Below are 13,594 nucleotides of genomic sequence, written 5' to 3' on the forward strand. Positions count from 1 at the left end.
TTGGACGATCCGGGCGTGGCACAGGCCCCCGGTGAAGCGCTAATGCGGTCGGTACCGGCCCAACTCGGAGGTTGCCATGTCCCTGAAGTCCAAGACCGCCCTCGTCACGGGTTCGACAAGCGGAATCGGACTCGCCATCGCGCGGGCTTTCGCGGCCCAAGGCGCGGATGTCGTGCTCAACGGGTTTGGCAAGGCCGAAGAGATCGAGCGCAACCGCGCGGCGATCGAGCAGGAATTCGGCGTAAGAGCTATTTATTCCGCCGCCGACATGACCAAGCCCGCCGAGATTGAGGCGATGGTGCAGGAGGCGCAGGCGCGCTTCGGCTCGGTCGACATCCTCGTCAATAACGCCGGCATTCAGTTCGTCTCGCCGGTCGAGGAATTTCCCGCCGACAAGTGGGAGCAGATCATCGCGATCAATCTGTCCTCCGCGTTCTACGCGATGAAGGCCGCGATACCCGGCATGAAGACGCGGGGATGGGGCCGGATCATCAACACCGCCTCGGCGCATTCCCTCGTCGCCTCGCCGTTCAAGTCGGCCTACGTGGCGGCCAAGCACGGCATTTCCGGGCTCACCAAATCGGCGGCGCTCGAACTCGCCCCACACAAGATCACCGTGAACTGCATCTCTCCCGGCTATGTGTGGACGCCCCTCGTCGAGGCGCAGATTCCGGACACGATGAAGGCGCGCGGCCTCACCAAGGAACAGGTGATCGAAGACGTGATGCTGAAGGCGCAGCCGACGAAGGAGTTCGTGACCGTGGATCAGGTCGCAGCGCTGGCGGTATTCCTGTGCTCGGACGCGGCGAGCCAGATGACCGGCTCCAACCTCACCATGGATGGCGGCTGGACCGCGCAGTAGTGCGAAGGGGCGGCCCCGCCACCGAGCGGAGCCGCCCCGAAGACTCAGCGGCGCCCGTGAACCAAGAGGGCGAGGCCGTAGCCGACGGCGCCCGCGATGAGCAGGGCGATCATCGGATTCTCCTCCACCTGCGCCGTCACCGTGCGGTGGCCGCTGCGCAGGTAGGAACTGCCGCGCTCATACGCCTCGTCGGCGTAGTCGCCCGCCCGGTCGTAGGCCTCGCTCGCGTAATCGCCTGCACGGTCCGCGAGATCGCTCGCTGTATCCTTGGCCCGTCCGTAGGCGTTCTGCGCCTGGCCCTGTGCCTCGCGGAAACGGCCCTCGACGGAATCGCGATTCGAGCCGAGCGCGTCGCCAACCGTACCCTGCGCCTTGCCGAGTGCCTCCTTGGCTCCCCCGACGATCCGATCAGTGTCCACCATGGTGATCTCCTCGACGCGGCTTCCTGTGCCGCTCGTGCAGGCGTGTGAGGCCCGCGTCCATCGAACGCGCGAGATGCGATTTGTTCACCGGGTGGGAGCGTTTTTCTTGTGATCGAAAGCCGTCGAACTTGTCGGACGTGGTGCTCGATCTTCGAAGCGTGTCCGCAACTGCTTTGCGCGGCGCCTGAGAGCTCCTCACAAAACTCCCGTTCACCGAGAGTTCTCCCCCTGGCCTCGACGGCTCAGCGGGAGTTTTGTGAGAGGCTTTAAAGTCCGATCAGTTCGGCGATCGCCGCCGCGCCCGCTGCCGGAGATGTCTCACCACGTGAGACACCGGATTCCGCCTGGGCTGTCTTCTGGCGGACCTCGGCGGTGCCGACGAGGCGCTGATGGAGGCGTTCGTGGACTAGGGCCCACATCCACTTCACGTCCTGCCCCCGGCGCTTCTGGGCGATCTCACCGGTCGCCGTCAGCTTCTCGCGGTGATCGACGATCTTCGACCAGAGCGCGTCGAGGCGACGGTTATGGAAACCCGAGATCGTGACGACCGGCGGCGTCCAGGTCGCCGAGGCCGGTGTGAGGATGTGCAGGGCCGCCCGGTATTCCGAGGCGGCCGCATTGGCCCGTGATTCCGCTTCGCCCTCGTCCGCCTTGTTCACGGCGATCATGTCGGCGAGTTCGAGGATGCCCTTCTTGATGCCCTGGAGTTCGTCACCTGCGCCGGGGAGCATGAGGACGAGGAAGAAGTCGGTGAGATCCGCGACCGCGGTCTCCGATTGGCCGACGCCCACCGTCTCCACGAGGATCACGTCGAATCCGGCCGCCTCGCAGAGCAGCATCGTCTCGCGGGTCTTTGCCGCCACGCCACCGAGGGTACCGGAGGAGGGTGATGGCCGGATGAACGCCTTCGGATCGTGCGACAGCCGCGCCATGCGGGTCTTGTCGCCGAGAATCGAGCCGCCCGTGCGCGAGGAGGATGGATCCACAGCCAGCACTGCGACGCGGTGTCCGGCCGCCGTAAGGTTCGAGCCGAGGGCGTCGATCGTGGTCGATTTTCCGACGCCAGGGACGCCCGTGATGCCGACGCGGATCGCGTTGCCGGTCTGGGGCAGAACCGCATCGATCAGCGCGGCGGCGGCGGCCCGGTGGTCGGCCCGCTTCGATTCGACCAAGGTGATCGCGCGCGCGAGCGCCGCCCTGTCCCCGGCCAGGAGCCGATCTCGAAGGGAGTCGATGTCGAGCGGAGCAGTCATACTCCTTCATGGCCGGGGTCGAGCCCGCCGTCGAGAGGCGGATTCCGCCTGCCGGTGAAAACGGCTGCGATCGGTTGTTTCCGGTCAAGGTTAAGGCTGTGCATGGCGGCGGGAAGCCCGTGTTGGGGCTGGCGAATCGCGTCCGGAGCGGCGAGCCGTGCCTGTGGCCGAAGCGGCACGGGACTTCGCAGGCGCAGCAAATCGCCGACGATGCCCCGTCTTGGTCACGATCCTGAGGCTACGGTTCAGCTCAAAGGGCGGCTCGGCCGCTCGTGCGCAGACGGATCATGACGCTTCGGCACCCCTCCCGCCGCTTCCTCCTCCGTGTCGGCGCCGCCTCGGCCGCCGCCGGAGCCTTGCCCATTCTCGGGGGCTGCGTGACCGATGAGATCGGTTCGAGCGGAGCCCTGCCGGAGAAGCAATCGGCCCTCAACGTGATGCCGGTCCTGCTGGTCGCCACCACGCGTAAGCCGGTGGGAAGCCCGCCGCGCTCGCCATGGTTCTCATCCGATCGCGGCCGGGGCCTGAGCTTCGCGGAGGTTCGGCTCTCCCCGCCGGATCGCTCGCTTCTCGGCAAGGTATCCTCGGTGATCACCGGGGATTGGACAATCGGCGCGGTGCCGAAGGTTGAGAGCGGCGCGGGAGCCCGGAAGCCTTCGCTCAGGCGGCGCTGGGCCGCGACGTGCTGATCTACGTCCACGGCTACCGCGAATCGTTCGAATCGGCCGCCGTCAGTGCGGCACGCCTGTCGGACGGCATCCGCTTCAAGGGCGTATCGGGCTTGTTCACGTGGCCATCCGCCGCCGCGACGCTAGATTATGCCTATGACCGCGAGAGCGCGATGTGGTCGCGCGATGCGTTCGAGGATCTGCTGAAGGCGCTGGCGGCGACGCCGAGCGGCGGCCGCATCTTCATCGTCGCGCATTCCATGGGCACGCTGCTGACGCTGGAAACCTTGCGGATGCTGCGCGCGGAGGCGGGCGAGGCCGCAATGTCGCGCATCGGCGCCGTGGTGCTGGCAGCGCCGGATATCGATTTCGACCTGTTCTCGAACGGTGTCTCCCGGCTCGGGCAGGACGTGTCGAAGATCACCGTCATCTCCGCCACCAATGATCGCGCCCTCGAATTGTCGGCGGCCATCGCGGGCGGCACCCGAGCGGGTGCTGCGGATCGGGCGAAGCTGGAAGCGTTGGGCGTGCGCGTCGCCGATGCGTCGGATTACGCGGGCGGGCTCATCAACCACGACCTGTTCCTCTCGAACCCGGAAGTGCAGGGCGTCGTGAAGCGCGCCATCGCGCGGGGCGCCGGCGTATAAGTCACGGGGGCGGGGCGAGAACGGGCTTGGCCCGGGAACGCTTCCCCCTACAGGAGCCGCGTGCGGCGTCGGCGGCCGGATCGGGCGAGGAAGCCGGGGTCGGGCACGCACAACGCACCACGCGCCCTGCCGGGAGCGTGCAGGCAAGGTCTGAAGAGAGGATGCCGGCCATGTTCACCCTGGAAATCGAGGGCACGGCGGTCGCGGTCATCAACAGCGATGAGGCCTCGGCCAAAGACCTGTTCACCTGCGACGGCTTCAAGGAAGACATCAAGACGATGACGAGCGGTGGCAAGCCGCTCTGGGATGGCAAGGCAGCACTCACTGTGCGCCCCTCCAGCGAGGACGAGGTCGAGGTGTTCGAGGACGCCCTCGCCGAGGACGATGGCGAAGGCGACTTCGTGGACGACCCCCGCTACGCCGATGCCGATGATAGCGACGAAGACGAAGCGGACATCGTCTTCCTCGTCGACATCGATGAGGACGACACCGCCCACGCCTGAGCGCGGGGAAGAGTACCGGACCGGTCGATCTGTCGAGGAACGGCCGGTCCGGGCCTCGCCGACGAGCCCTGCTTCGTGGCATATGGTGCGCACGGATCCCGACCGGCGGGAGGCCGCCCGCCGGGGTCGTAGAATGCTTGTGGTGATGCGGCGGGCTCTCGCCCTGTGTCTGACGGCTTTTGCCGTGTCGGTGTCGCCCGCTTCCGCCGCCGATGCCCCTCCGGCTCCGCTTACGCTCTCGTTGCAGGGCAGCTTCTTCGTGGGCGGGCGGGACGTTTCGTCCGAGACGCTCTCCACGCTGCCCGCCTATCCGGCATCCGGGACGGTCACGGTCGATCAGATCTATGTGCGCTACCAGGTGCCGGTTTCGCCCGCGCGCCCGCCGCTGGTCTTCATCCATGGCTGCTGCCTGACGGGGAAAACCTGGGAGACGACGCCCGACGGCCGGATGGGCTGGGACGAGTATTTCGTCCGCCGGGGCTTCCCGGTCTACGTCATCGACCAATCCTGGCGCGGGCGTTCCGCCGGCAACGTCAGCACGATCAACGCGGCGAAGGCGGGCAAGGCCGAGACCGGGAGCCTGCCTCCCGTGTTCTCGGTAGGCCGCGAGGCGGCCTGGGCGATCTTCCGGTTCGGACCTGAATTCCCCAAGACCTTCCCGGGCATGCAGTTTCCCCTGGAGGCTCAAGGCGAGTTCTGGAAACAGATGGTGCCGGATTGGTCCGCTGCCCTGCCGACCCCGAACCCGACCGTGACCGGGCTTTCGGAACTCGCCAAGCGCCTGAAGAGCGCCGTGCTCGTCTCGCATTCGCAATCGGGCATCTATCCGTTCCAGACCGCGGCCCTGGACCGCAACGGCATCCGGGCCATCGTTGCGATCGAACCCGCTGCCTGCCCAGATCCGGCCAAGGACGATCTCGCACCCTACAAGGAATTGCCGATCCTCGTGCTGTTCGGCGACTATGTTGACCAGTCTGCCCGCTGGGCGCCGAGGCTGAAACTGTGCCGCGCCTTCGTAGCTGCCGCGAATGCCGCCGGGGGCCGTGCCGAACTGATTCTCCTCCCGGAGATCGGGATCCACGGCAATTCGCACATGCTGATGCAGGACAAGAACAGTCTCGACATCGCCGACTGGCTGGCAGGCTGGCTCGACAAGCGGGTGCCCGTGAAGGACTGACCGGCAGGCGTGCGCGCTCGCACGCTTCAGGAGCAGAGGTGGCCCATCCAGCATGGTGCATCGCGGGAGGCACCCCAAATGGGGAACGCCACTCGGAGTCATTCCATGAAGGACCGCACCACAGCCGGCCGCCTCGCCATCGCCGGACTCGCGCAACTGATTCTCGCCGTTGCTACCGGCCTGCCGCTTCACTCGACCGACCGGCTGGTGCCGCGGAGCGAGGATCCTACCGGTCCGTTCGTCGGCATCTGAGCCGGTCCGTCACCGCACCGCAATGAACCGGCTTCGCTCGTCCTTGCCTTTTGGCAGCCGATCTTCGTAAACCCGCGCGACGGCTGAAGCTGCGCCATGGTCGGCTGCGCGATTGGCCGGACCGTTTCGGGGACGAGGTATCCGATGCTCGATTACGCGCAGGCGCGGCGGATGATGGTCGACTGCCAGTTGCGGACCTTCGACGTGAACGACAATGCCGTTCTCGACGTGTTCGATTCGGTTCCGCGCGAGACCTTCGTCCCGAAGAGCCAGGAGCCCTTCGCCTATATCGACCAGCCGATCCGGCTCGGCATGGCCGAGCGTGACGTTCGGGTCGCCCCGGCACCGATGGTGCTCGGGCGGATGGTGCAGGCTCTGAAGATTCAGCCGGGTGTGAAGGCCCTCGATATCGGCACCGGGTACGGGTATTCCGCGGCGGTGATGGCGCAGCTCGGCGCCACCGTGACCGCCCTCGAATCGATCCCCGAACTGGTTGCCGCTGCGAAGGAGCGCCTTGCCGGCAAAGCAGAGGTGGTCGAGGGGCGGCTGCGAGACGGTGTCCCCAAGCAAGGGCCGTTCGACGTCATCTTGGTTAACGGCCGTGTCGAGACGCGGCCGCAGGCCCTTCTCGACCAACTCAAGGATGACGGACGCCTCGTTTGCGTTTTCGGCCCAGACCGGGGCGCGAAGGTCACCGTATTCGTGAGGGCAGGGGATGTGTTCGGATCCCGGCCGCTCTTCGACGCCTCTCTTCCGGCCCTCACGGACTTTGCTCAGGAAGCGACTTTTGCCTTCTGATACTCATTCCGTGTGAGAATTCGTGGGTCGGCGAGGTGTCGCCTTTATGCGCCACCCGCGAGGATTCAGGTCTGAGAGCCCTCTCAGTCGATGCCGTTTTAACGACTTCCGGCTAAGGTCCCTTCAGGACGGGCTTGTTCAGGTTGGTGCGGTTCGCCGCACGTTCGCCGAGGAGGCGGGAACCTGAGACACCGAAAGCCGCGAGGGTTGAGCACTGTGAGTCAACGAGTGCCGAATTTCCGCGTTGCGAAGAGCCGTGCCGGCTTCGCCGTCACGGCCGTCGCTGCGGTGTTGGCGACGAGTCAGGTCGGTGCGGAGACGCTCGAAGGGGCCCTGTCGCGGGCCTATCGCGCAAACCCGACCCTCAATGCCAGCCGGGCGACCACCCGGTACACGGACGAAGGCGTCGCCATCGCTCAGTCGGGCTACCGTCCGACCGTGAACCTGAGCGCCGATATCGGCACTCTCTACTCGAATGGCCGCTTCTCGGGCACCAGCTTTCAGCAGACGACGAGGCCCGGCGGCGCTGGCCTGACTGTCAGCCAGTCGATCTTCAACGGCTTCCAGACCGACAACAACGTCCGCAGGGCCGAATCGACCGTCTACAGCCAGCGCGAGACGCTGCGCTTCACCGAGCTCGACGGTGCTCTACAACGCCGTTCAGGCCTACATGAACGTGTTGAGCAACACGGCCACGCTGGAGTTGAACCGCAACAACGTCGAGGTTCTCGAAGAGCAGCTTCGGCAGACCCGCGACCGTTTCAACGTCGGCGAAGTCACGCGGACCGACGTCGCCCAGGCCGAGGCCCGCCTCGCTGGTGCACGGTCGCAGGTCAGTTCGGCGGAATCCGCCCTGCGCACGTCGATCGGCATCTATCGCCAGAATATCGGTGTCGAGCCGCGTTCCCTCGCGCCCGGCCGTCCGTTGGACCGCTTCGTCCCGGCAAACCTCGACGTCGCCATCTCGACCGGTTTGCAAGAGCACCCTCAGATCATCTCGGCAATTCACGCGCTCGACGCGGCCGAGTCTCAGGTCAAGGTTCTGGAAGGCCAGCTCTATCCGCAGGTGACCGTGCAGGGCACGGTCCAGCAGCGTTACGATACCCAATTCTCCGGCGATAACGGCGTGAGCGCCTCGGTGATCGGCCGCGTCAGCATCCCGATCTACGAGGGCGGCCAAGTCTACGCCCAGGTCCGCCAGCAGAAGGAGCTGGTTGGCCAGTACCGCGTGCAGGTGGAGCAGGTCCGCGATCAGGTCCGCGCGCAGATCGTGGATTTCTGGGGCCGCCTCGAAGCCGCCAAGGCGCAGGTCATCGCCGCGCAAGCGCAGGTTCAGGCCAACGAGGTTGCCCTGAACGGCGTGCGCGAAGAGGCCCGCGTCGGCCAGCGCACGACCCTCGACGTCCTCAATGCCCAGCAGGAATTGCTGACCTCGCGCGTGAACCTGATCGTGGCGCAGCGCGACCGGGTCATCTTCTCGTATGGCGTCGTCCAGGCGATGGGCCAGCTGACCGCACGCTTCACGTCGCTGCCTGTCGAGCCCTACAGCGCAAAGATCCACTACGATCAGGTCAAGGATCTGTGGTTCGGCCTGCGCACGCCCGATGGCCGCTGAGCCCATCCGTCTCTGCTGTGAGCGCCGTTCGATTTTTGCAAGACTGTGCTGTCGGGCGGCTTGTCGTAACTCAGTGGCGTGAAATACTGAGTTTCGGCTCCTAACGGGCCACCTTCCGGTTTCATCGCATCCGAGCACGCCGTCGTCATGAGTGCAGCAAGCCCGCAGATTCAGGACAAGGCTGCCGATAAGGCGCATGAGCCGTCGATGGAGGAGATCCTGGCCTCCATCCGCCGGATCATCGCCGACGATCAGGCCGCCAAGCCGAGCGAGCCTGAGCCCGCAGAGACCGACGACATCCTCGACCTCGCAGAGGCGGCCGAGCCTGTGCCGCCTCCGCCGGTCTCCCTGGTTCCGCCGCCCGAGCCGCCGGCGCCCAAGCCGGTGCCCCTCGAATTGGATGAGATCAGCTTCGAGGATCTCGCCATCGAGGACGAGATGCTGCCGGAGCCCGAGCCTGAGCCGGTCGCGGCTGCTCCCGAACCCGCCTTCGTGCCCGAGCCGCCGCCGCGGGTCGAGCGTGCGCCCGAGCAGCCGCGCCCGGCGCCTGCGGCCGACCGCCTGATCTCGCCCGCCACCGATGCCACGGTCGGTCATGCTTTCAACTTGCTGGCGCATACGGTTCTGACCAACAACGCGCGGACGCTCGAGGACATCGTGCAGGACATGCTGCGCCCGATGCTCAAGTCGTGGTTGGACGACAACCTGCCGGTGGTGGTCGAACGCCTCGTCCGGGCGGAAATCGAGCGGGTGTCACGCGGGCGCTGACCCGTCTCCCGTGTTGACGCGGGCGGCCTGACGGCCGAAAGCGGGGGCTCGTTTTTCAGCTCAGCCCGCCTTCGGCCCGACTCTCGCGATGATGGACAAAACCTTCGACCCGGCCTCCGTCGAGGCGCGCATTCGCGTCGCCTGGGAGGATGAGGGCGCTTTCCGTGCCGGACGCCCCGAGCGTGCGGACGCCGCGCCCTATTGCATCGTGATCCCGCCGCCGAACGTGACGGGCTCTTTGCACATGGGTCATGCCCTCAACAACACGTTGCAGGACGTGCTTTGCCGCTTCGAGCGGATGCGCGGACGCGATGTGCTGTGGCAGCCTGGAACGGATCACGCCGGTATAGCCACGCAAATGGTGGTCGAGCGCCGCATGGCCGAGCGTCAGGAGCCCGGCCGCCGGGAGATCGGCCGCGATGCGTTCCTTGAGAAGGTCTGGGCCTGGAAGGCCGAATCCGGCGGTGCGATCGTCGAGCAGTTGAAGCGCCTCGGCGCGTCCTGCGACTGGTCGCGGGAACGCTTCACGATGGACGAGGGCTTGAGCCGTGCCGTGCTCAAGACGTTCGTGGACCTGCACAAGGACGGGCTGATCTACCGCGATAAGCGGCTCGTGAACTGGGACCCCCGCTTCCAGACGGCGATCTCCGATCTCGAAGTTCAGCAGATCGAGACCAAGGGCCACCTGTGGCACTTCGATTACCCAGTGGTCGACGCCTCCGGCACTGAGACGGGAGACATCATCACCGTCGCCACCACCCGGCCGGAAACCATGCTGGGCGACACCGCCGTCGCGGTTCATCCCGACGACGAGCGATACACGGCCCTTGTCGGCAAGTCGGTTCGCCTACCGCTGGTCGGCCGCCTGATTCCCATCGTCGCCGACAGTTACTCCGATCCGGAGAAGGGCACCGGCGCGGTGAAGATCACCCCCGCGCATGATTTCAACGACTTCGAAGTCGGTCGACGTCACTCGCTGGCGATGATCAACGTGCTCGATCCCGAGGGTAAGATGCTCGTGGAGGGGAACGAGGCGTTCCTCGCCGACACCTCACCCGAGGCCGAAGTGCTGGCGCTGCACGGCATCGACCGGGCCGCTGCGCGCAAGCGCGTGGTCGAGTTGATGGAGGAGCGTGGGCGCCTGCGCACCATCGAGCCCAACACCCATATGGTCCCGCACGGCGATCGTTCGGGAGTGGTGATCGAGCCGTATCTCACCGACCAGTGGTACGTGAACGTCAAGCCGCTGGCCGAGCGCGCCATGCAAGCGGTGCGTGACGGCAAGACGAAGTTCGTTCCTGATAACTACGAGAAGATCTTCTTTCAGTGGCTCACCAACATCGAGCCCTGGTGCATCTCGCGCCAGCTCTGGTGGGGCCATCAGATCCCGGTTTGGTACGATGACGAAGGCAATTTCTTTGTTGCCGAGAGCGAGGCCGACGCACAGGCGCAGGCCGAAGCCAAGCACGGCCGTGCCGTTCCCCTGACGCGTGACCCCGACGTCCTCGACACGTGGTTCTCATCGGGCCTGTGGCCGTTCTCGACGCTCGGCTGGCCGGACAAGACGCCCGAACTGGCGCGCTACTACCCGACCAATACCCTGGTGACCGGCAAGGACATCCTGTTCTTCTGGGTCGCCCGCATGATGATGCTGGGGCTACACGTCACGAACGAGGTGCCGTTCGATACGGTGTATCTTCATACGCTTGTGCGCGATGCCTCCGGCGCCAAGATGTCGAAGTCGAAGGGCAACGTCGTCGATCCGCTCGAACTCATCGATCAGGTCGGCGCCGATGTCCTTCGCTTCACCCTTTGCGCGTTGGCTGTCCAAGGGCGCGACATCAAGCTCTCCACCGACCGCGTTCAGAGCTACCGCAACTTCGCGACGAAGCTCTGGAATGCGGCCCGCTTCGCCGAACTGAACGGCTGCACGCTCGATCCCGCCTTCGAGCCCCGCACCGTGACGGGGGCGATCAACAAGTGGGCGATCGGGGAAGCGGCCCGTGCCGTGGGCGAAGTGGAAGCCGCCATTGCGGCCTACCGCTTCAACGATGCAGCGAGTGCAGCCTACCGCTTCACCTGGAACATCTTCTGCGACTGGTATCTCGAACTGGCCAAGCCCGTGCTTCAGGGCGAAGGTGCCGATCCGGCCGCCCGGGCGGAGACGCAGGCGAGCGTCGCATTCCTGATCGATCAGGTCGCCAAGATCCTGCATCCGTTCATGCCGTTCCTCACCGAGGAATTGTGGGGCATCAAGGGCGAGGCCATTGAGGGGCGCGGCCTTCTCGCGCTTGCCGCTTGGCCGGATCTCGCGGGTCTGGCGGATGCGGCGGCCGAGGAAGAGGTCGGCTTCATCGTCGACCTCATCGGCCAGATCCGTTCGGCACGCTCGGAGACGAATGTCCCGGCCGGCGCGCAGATTCCCCTCGTGCTGGTCGGTGCGGAGGATGCGGTGAAGGCGCGCGTCGAAGCGTGGCGCGATACGCTCGTGCGCCTCGCCCGCCTGTCGGAGATCACCTTCACCCAGACGCCTCCGGCCAAGTCGGTGCAACTGCTGGTGCGCGGCAGCGTCGCCGCGCTTCCCCTCGAAGGGATCGTGGATCTCGCCGCCGAGGTCGCACGCCTGAAGAAGGAGAAGGCGAAGGCCGAGGGCGAGATCAAGAAGGTCGATGCCAAGATGGCCAATGCCGACTTCGTCGCCCGCGCTCCCGAGGAGATCATCGAGGAGAACCGCGAGCGTCGCGAGGCGGAGAGCGCGCGGCTCGTGAAGATCGATGAGGCGCTGACGCGCTTGAGCGGGGAGTAAGACTCCGCTCCCGCATCACCAGCGCAGCGAAGCGATCCGGGGCAGCGTGAACCGCGTCATGCGGTTCGTCCCCGGATTGCTGCGCTTCGCTCGCACTGACGGCAGGCAGTCCGCCCACCTGACAAAACGGTAATCTACCCGCCACACCGGGGTGAGTTGGCCCCCCGTAGAACGATCCCATCGACGGCCGCGACAGGCGTCGTCCCGATCGTTTCCAAGGTGTGAGCCACATGACTCAGTCCCGTCTCGCCCGCCGCTACACCGGCCGCGCCCTCGCTTCCGTCGCCGCTGCCGCGCTTGTTGCCGGTGGCGCCGTCGGCGGCGGCTACCTGCCCGCCACCACGCCGGCTTTCGCCCAGGCCCTGCCGAAGTCGCCGATCGAAGCGCCGGAGCATCCGCCGGGCTCGTTCGCGGGGATCGTCAACAAAGTGAAGCCGGGCGTCGTCTCGGTGAAGGTCAAGCTCGATGATTCTGCGAGCGACGACGACGAGGGGGCAACACCGGGCCGAATGGCCAGAACCTTCAGAATGTCCCGCCGCAACTGCGCGAGTTCTTCAAGCGCTTCGGTGAGAATGGCGGCCCCGGCGGCATGCAGCCCCAGCATCGCGGTTCGCGCGGCGCGGTCGGCTCGGGCTTCATCATCTCGGCCGATGGCTATGTCGTCACCAACAACCACGTCGTAGATCACGCCAAGACGGTGCAGGTCACGTTGGACGACGGCCGTACTCTCGATGCGAAGGTCATCGGCAAGGATGCCAAGACCGACGTGGCCCTCCTTAAGATCAAGGAAGGTGGCAACTTCCCCTACGTGCAGTTCGGCAAGACCGCACCGCAGGTGGGTGATTGGGTAGTCGCCATCGGTAACCCGTTCGGCCTCGGCGGCACGGTGACGGCGGGTATCGTCTCGGCCCGTGGCCGCGACATCGGCGCCGGTCCCTATGACGACTTCCTGCAGATCGACGCCCCGATCAATAAGGGCAATTCCGGCGGCCCGACCTTCAACGTCAATGGCGAGGTTGTCGGTGTGAACACGGCCATCGCCTCGCCCTCGGGCGGCAGCGTCGGCCTCGCCTTCGCCATCCCGTCCGATACGGTGCAGGCGGTCGTGGATCAGCTCCGCACGGACGGGAAGGTCGCTCGTGGCTATCTCGGCGTGCAGATCCAGCCGGTGACGCAGGATATCGCCGAGGGCCTTGGGTTGCAGAAGGCCAAGGGCGCGCTGGTCGATCACGCCGAGAACGGGACTCCGGCCGCCAAGGCGGGTCTGAAGTCCGGCGACGTGATCGAGAAGGTCAATGGCGAGTCCGTGGACAGCGCCCGCGAGCTCTCGCGCCGCATCGCTTCCATGAAGCCCGGCGCGAAGGTGGAACTGGGCTACCTGCGCGGCGGAAAGTCGGACACGGCGACTGTCACCCTTGGTACCATGCCGACGGACGGCACCAAGGTGGCGGCGCGAGAGGATGACGGCTCCGGTCAGGTGCGCCTCGGCCTCGGCCTCGCCCCGGCTGCTCAGGTCGGCCTGTCTGACCAGGGTGTCGCGGTGGTGCAGGTCGATCCGGATGGTCCGGCCGCCGCCAAGGGCATCGAGCAGGGCGACCTGATCCTCGATGTCGGTGGCCAGTCGGTCTCCAGCCCCTCGGACGTGGTTGCTCAGGTGCGCAGCGCCGAGAGCAGCGGTCGTAAGGCCGTGCTGATGCGGGTGAAGAGCGCCAAGGGTCAGACCCGCTTCGTGGCGATCTCGCTCAGCAAGAATGCCGGCTGATGCCGGCTGTTAAGGGGGACCCCTCTCCCCCCGGTGACGCCCCTCGACTGGCGCCGGTCTC

9 protein-coding genes and 3 pseudogenes are annotated in these 13,594 nt (G+C 66.2%); 10 read left to right on the forward strand and 2 right to left on the reverse strand.

The window, feature by feature from the left end:
• Positions 1 to 76: 76 nt before the first annotated feature.
• Positions 77 to 862, forward strand: a complete 786-nt coding sequence (locus ACFQE0_RS12480; RefSeq protein ID WP_378970037.1) for a 3-hydroxybutyrate dehydrogenase — start codon at positions 77 to 79, stop codon at positions 860 to 862.
• Positions 863 to 906: 44 nt separating this feature from the next.
• Here the strand turns inward: ACFQE0_RS12480 and ACFQE0_RS12485 are convergent, their stop codons facing one another.
• Positions 907 to 1,284 (reverse strand): CsbD family protein, encoded by a 378-nt coding sequence (locus ACFQE0_RS12485; protein ID WP_378970039.1) that lies wholly within the window; start codon positions 1,282 to 1,284, stop codon positions 907 to 909.
• A 266-nt stretch (positions 1,285 to 1,550) separates the two neighbouring features.
• Positions 1,551 to 2,537 (reverse strand): methylmalonyl Co-A mutase-associated GTPase MeaB, encoded by a 987-nt coding sequence (gene meaB, locus ACFQE0_RS12490; RefSeq protein WP_378970041.1) that lies wholly within the window; start codon positions 2,535 to 2,537, stop codon positions 1,551 to 1,553.
• Between the two features lie 287 nt (positions 2,538 to 2,824).
• Between meaB and ACFQE0_RS12495 the strand changes: the two are divergent.
• From ACFQE0_RS12495 to ACFQE0_RS12535, 9 genes and pseudogenes are all read left to right on the forward strand, one after another.
• Positions 2,825 to 3,852: pseudogene (locus ACFQE0_RS12495) on the forward strand (alpha/beta hydrolase).
• Positions 3,853 to 4,022: 170 nt separating this feature from the next.
• Positions 4,023 to 4,355, forward strand: a complete 333-nt coding sequence (locus tag ACFQE0_RS12500; protein WP_378970043.1) for a hypothetical protein — start codon at positions 4,023 to 4,025, stop codon at positions 4,353 to 4,355.
• 133 nt (positions 4,356 to 4,488) lie between these two features.
• Entirely contained in the window at positions 4,489 to 5,532 is a 1,044-nt protein-coding gene (locus ACFQE0_RS12505; RefSeq protein ID WP_378970045.1) for an alpha/beta hydrolase family protein, read from the forward strand.
• A 105-nt stretch (positions 5,533 to 5,637) separates the two neighbouring features.
• Complete coding sequence (locus ACFQE0_RS12510; protein ID WP_378970047.1) at positions 5,638 to 5,784, forward strand: hypothetical protein; 147 nt, start codon at positions 5,638 to 5,640, stop codon at positions 5,782 to 5,784.
• A gap of 144 nt (positions 5,785 to 5,928) precedes the next feature.
• On the forward strand, positions 5,929 to 6,582 hold the full coding sequence (locus ACFQE0_RS12515; protein WP_378970049.1) for a protein-L-isoaspartate O-methyltransferase family protein: 654 nt from the start codon (positions 5,929 to 5,931) through the stop codon (positions 6,580 to 6,582).
• A gap of 216 nt (positions 6,583 to 6,798) precedes the next feature.
• Positions 6,799 to 8,197: pseudogene (locus ACFQE0_RS12520) on the forward strand (TolC family outer membrane protein).
• Positions 8,198 to 8,344: 147 nt separating this feature from the next.
• A complete protein-coding gene (locus tag ACFQE0_RS12525) occupies positions 8,345 to 8,965 on the forward strand; it encodes a PopZ family protein (protein WP_378970051.1) in 621 nt (206 codons plus the stop codon).
• An 88-nt stretch (positions 8,966 to 9,053) separates the two neighbouring features.
• Positions 9,054 to 11,771: a valine--tRNA ligase gene (locus ACFQE0_RS12530; RefSeq protein ID WP_378970053.1), complete on the forward strand. Its 2,718-nt coding sequence runs from the start codon at positions 9,054 to 9,056 to the stop codon at positions 11,769 to 11,771.
• A 230-nt stretch (positions 11,772 to 12,001) separates the two neighbouring features.
• Positions 12,002 to 13,533, forward strand: a pseudogene (locus ACFQE0_RS12535) (Do family serine endopeptidase).
• The last annotated feature ends 61 nt before the right edge of the window (positions 13,534 to 13,594 follow it).

The organism is Methylobacterium komagatae (genome assembly GCF_042661665.1).
Lineage (GTDB): Bacteria > Pseudomonadota > Alphaproteobacteria > Rhizobiales > Beijerinckiaceae > Methylobacterium > Methylobacterium komagatae.

Bases quoted from the DNA above. Each gene is read 5' to 3' on its own strand.
- ACFQE0_RS12480 (WP_378970037.1), top strand. From the start codon at position 77: ATGTCCCTGAAGTCCAAGACCGCCCTCGTCACGGGTTCGACAAGCGGA.
- ACFQE0_RS12485 (WP_378970039.1), bottom strand. From the start codon at position 1,284: ATGGTGGACACTGATCGGATCGTCGGGGGAGCCAAGGAGGCACTCGGC.
- meaB (WP_378970041.1), bottom strand. From the start codon at position 2,537: ATGACTGCTCCGCTCGACATCGACTCCCTTCGAGATCGGCTCCTGGCC.
- ACFQE0_RS12500 (WP_378970043.1), top strand. From the start codon at position 4,023: ATGTTCACCCTGGAAATCGAGGGCACGGCGGTCGCGGTCATCAACAGC.
- ACFQE0_RS12505 (WP_378970045.1), top strand. From the start codon at position 4,489: ATGCTTGTGGTGATGCGGCGGGCTCTCGCCCTGTGTCTGACGGCTTTT.
- ACFQE0_RS12510 (WP_378970047.1), top strand. From the start codon at position 5,638: ATGAAGGACCGCACCACAGCCGGCCGCCTCGCCATCGCCGGACTCGCG.
- ACFQE0_RS12515 (WP_378970049.1), top strand. From the start codon at position 5,929: ATGCTCGATTACGCGCAGGCGCGGCGGATGATGGTCGACTGCCAGTTG.
- ACFQE0_RS12525 (WP_378970051.1), top strand. From the start codon at position 8,345: ATGAGTGCAGCAAGCCCGCAGATTCAGGACAAGGCTGCCGATAAGGCG.
- ACFQE0_RS12530 (WP_378970053.1), top strand. From the start codon at position 9,054: ATGATGGACAAAACCTTCGACCCGGCCTCCGTCGAGGCGCGCATTCGC.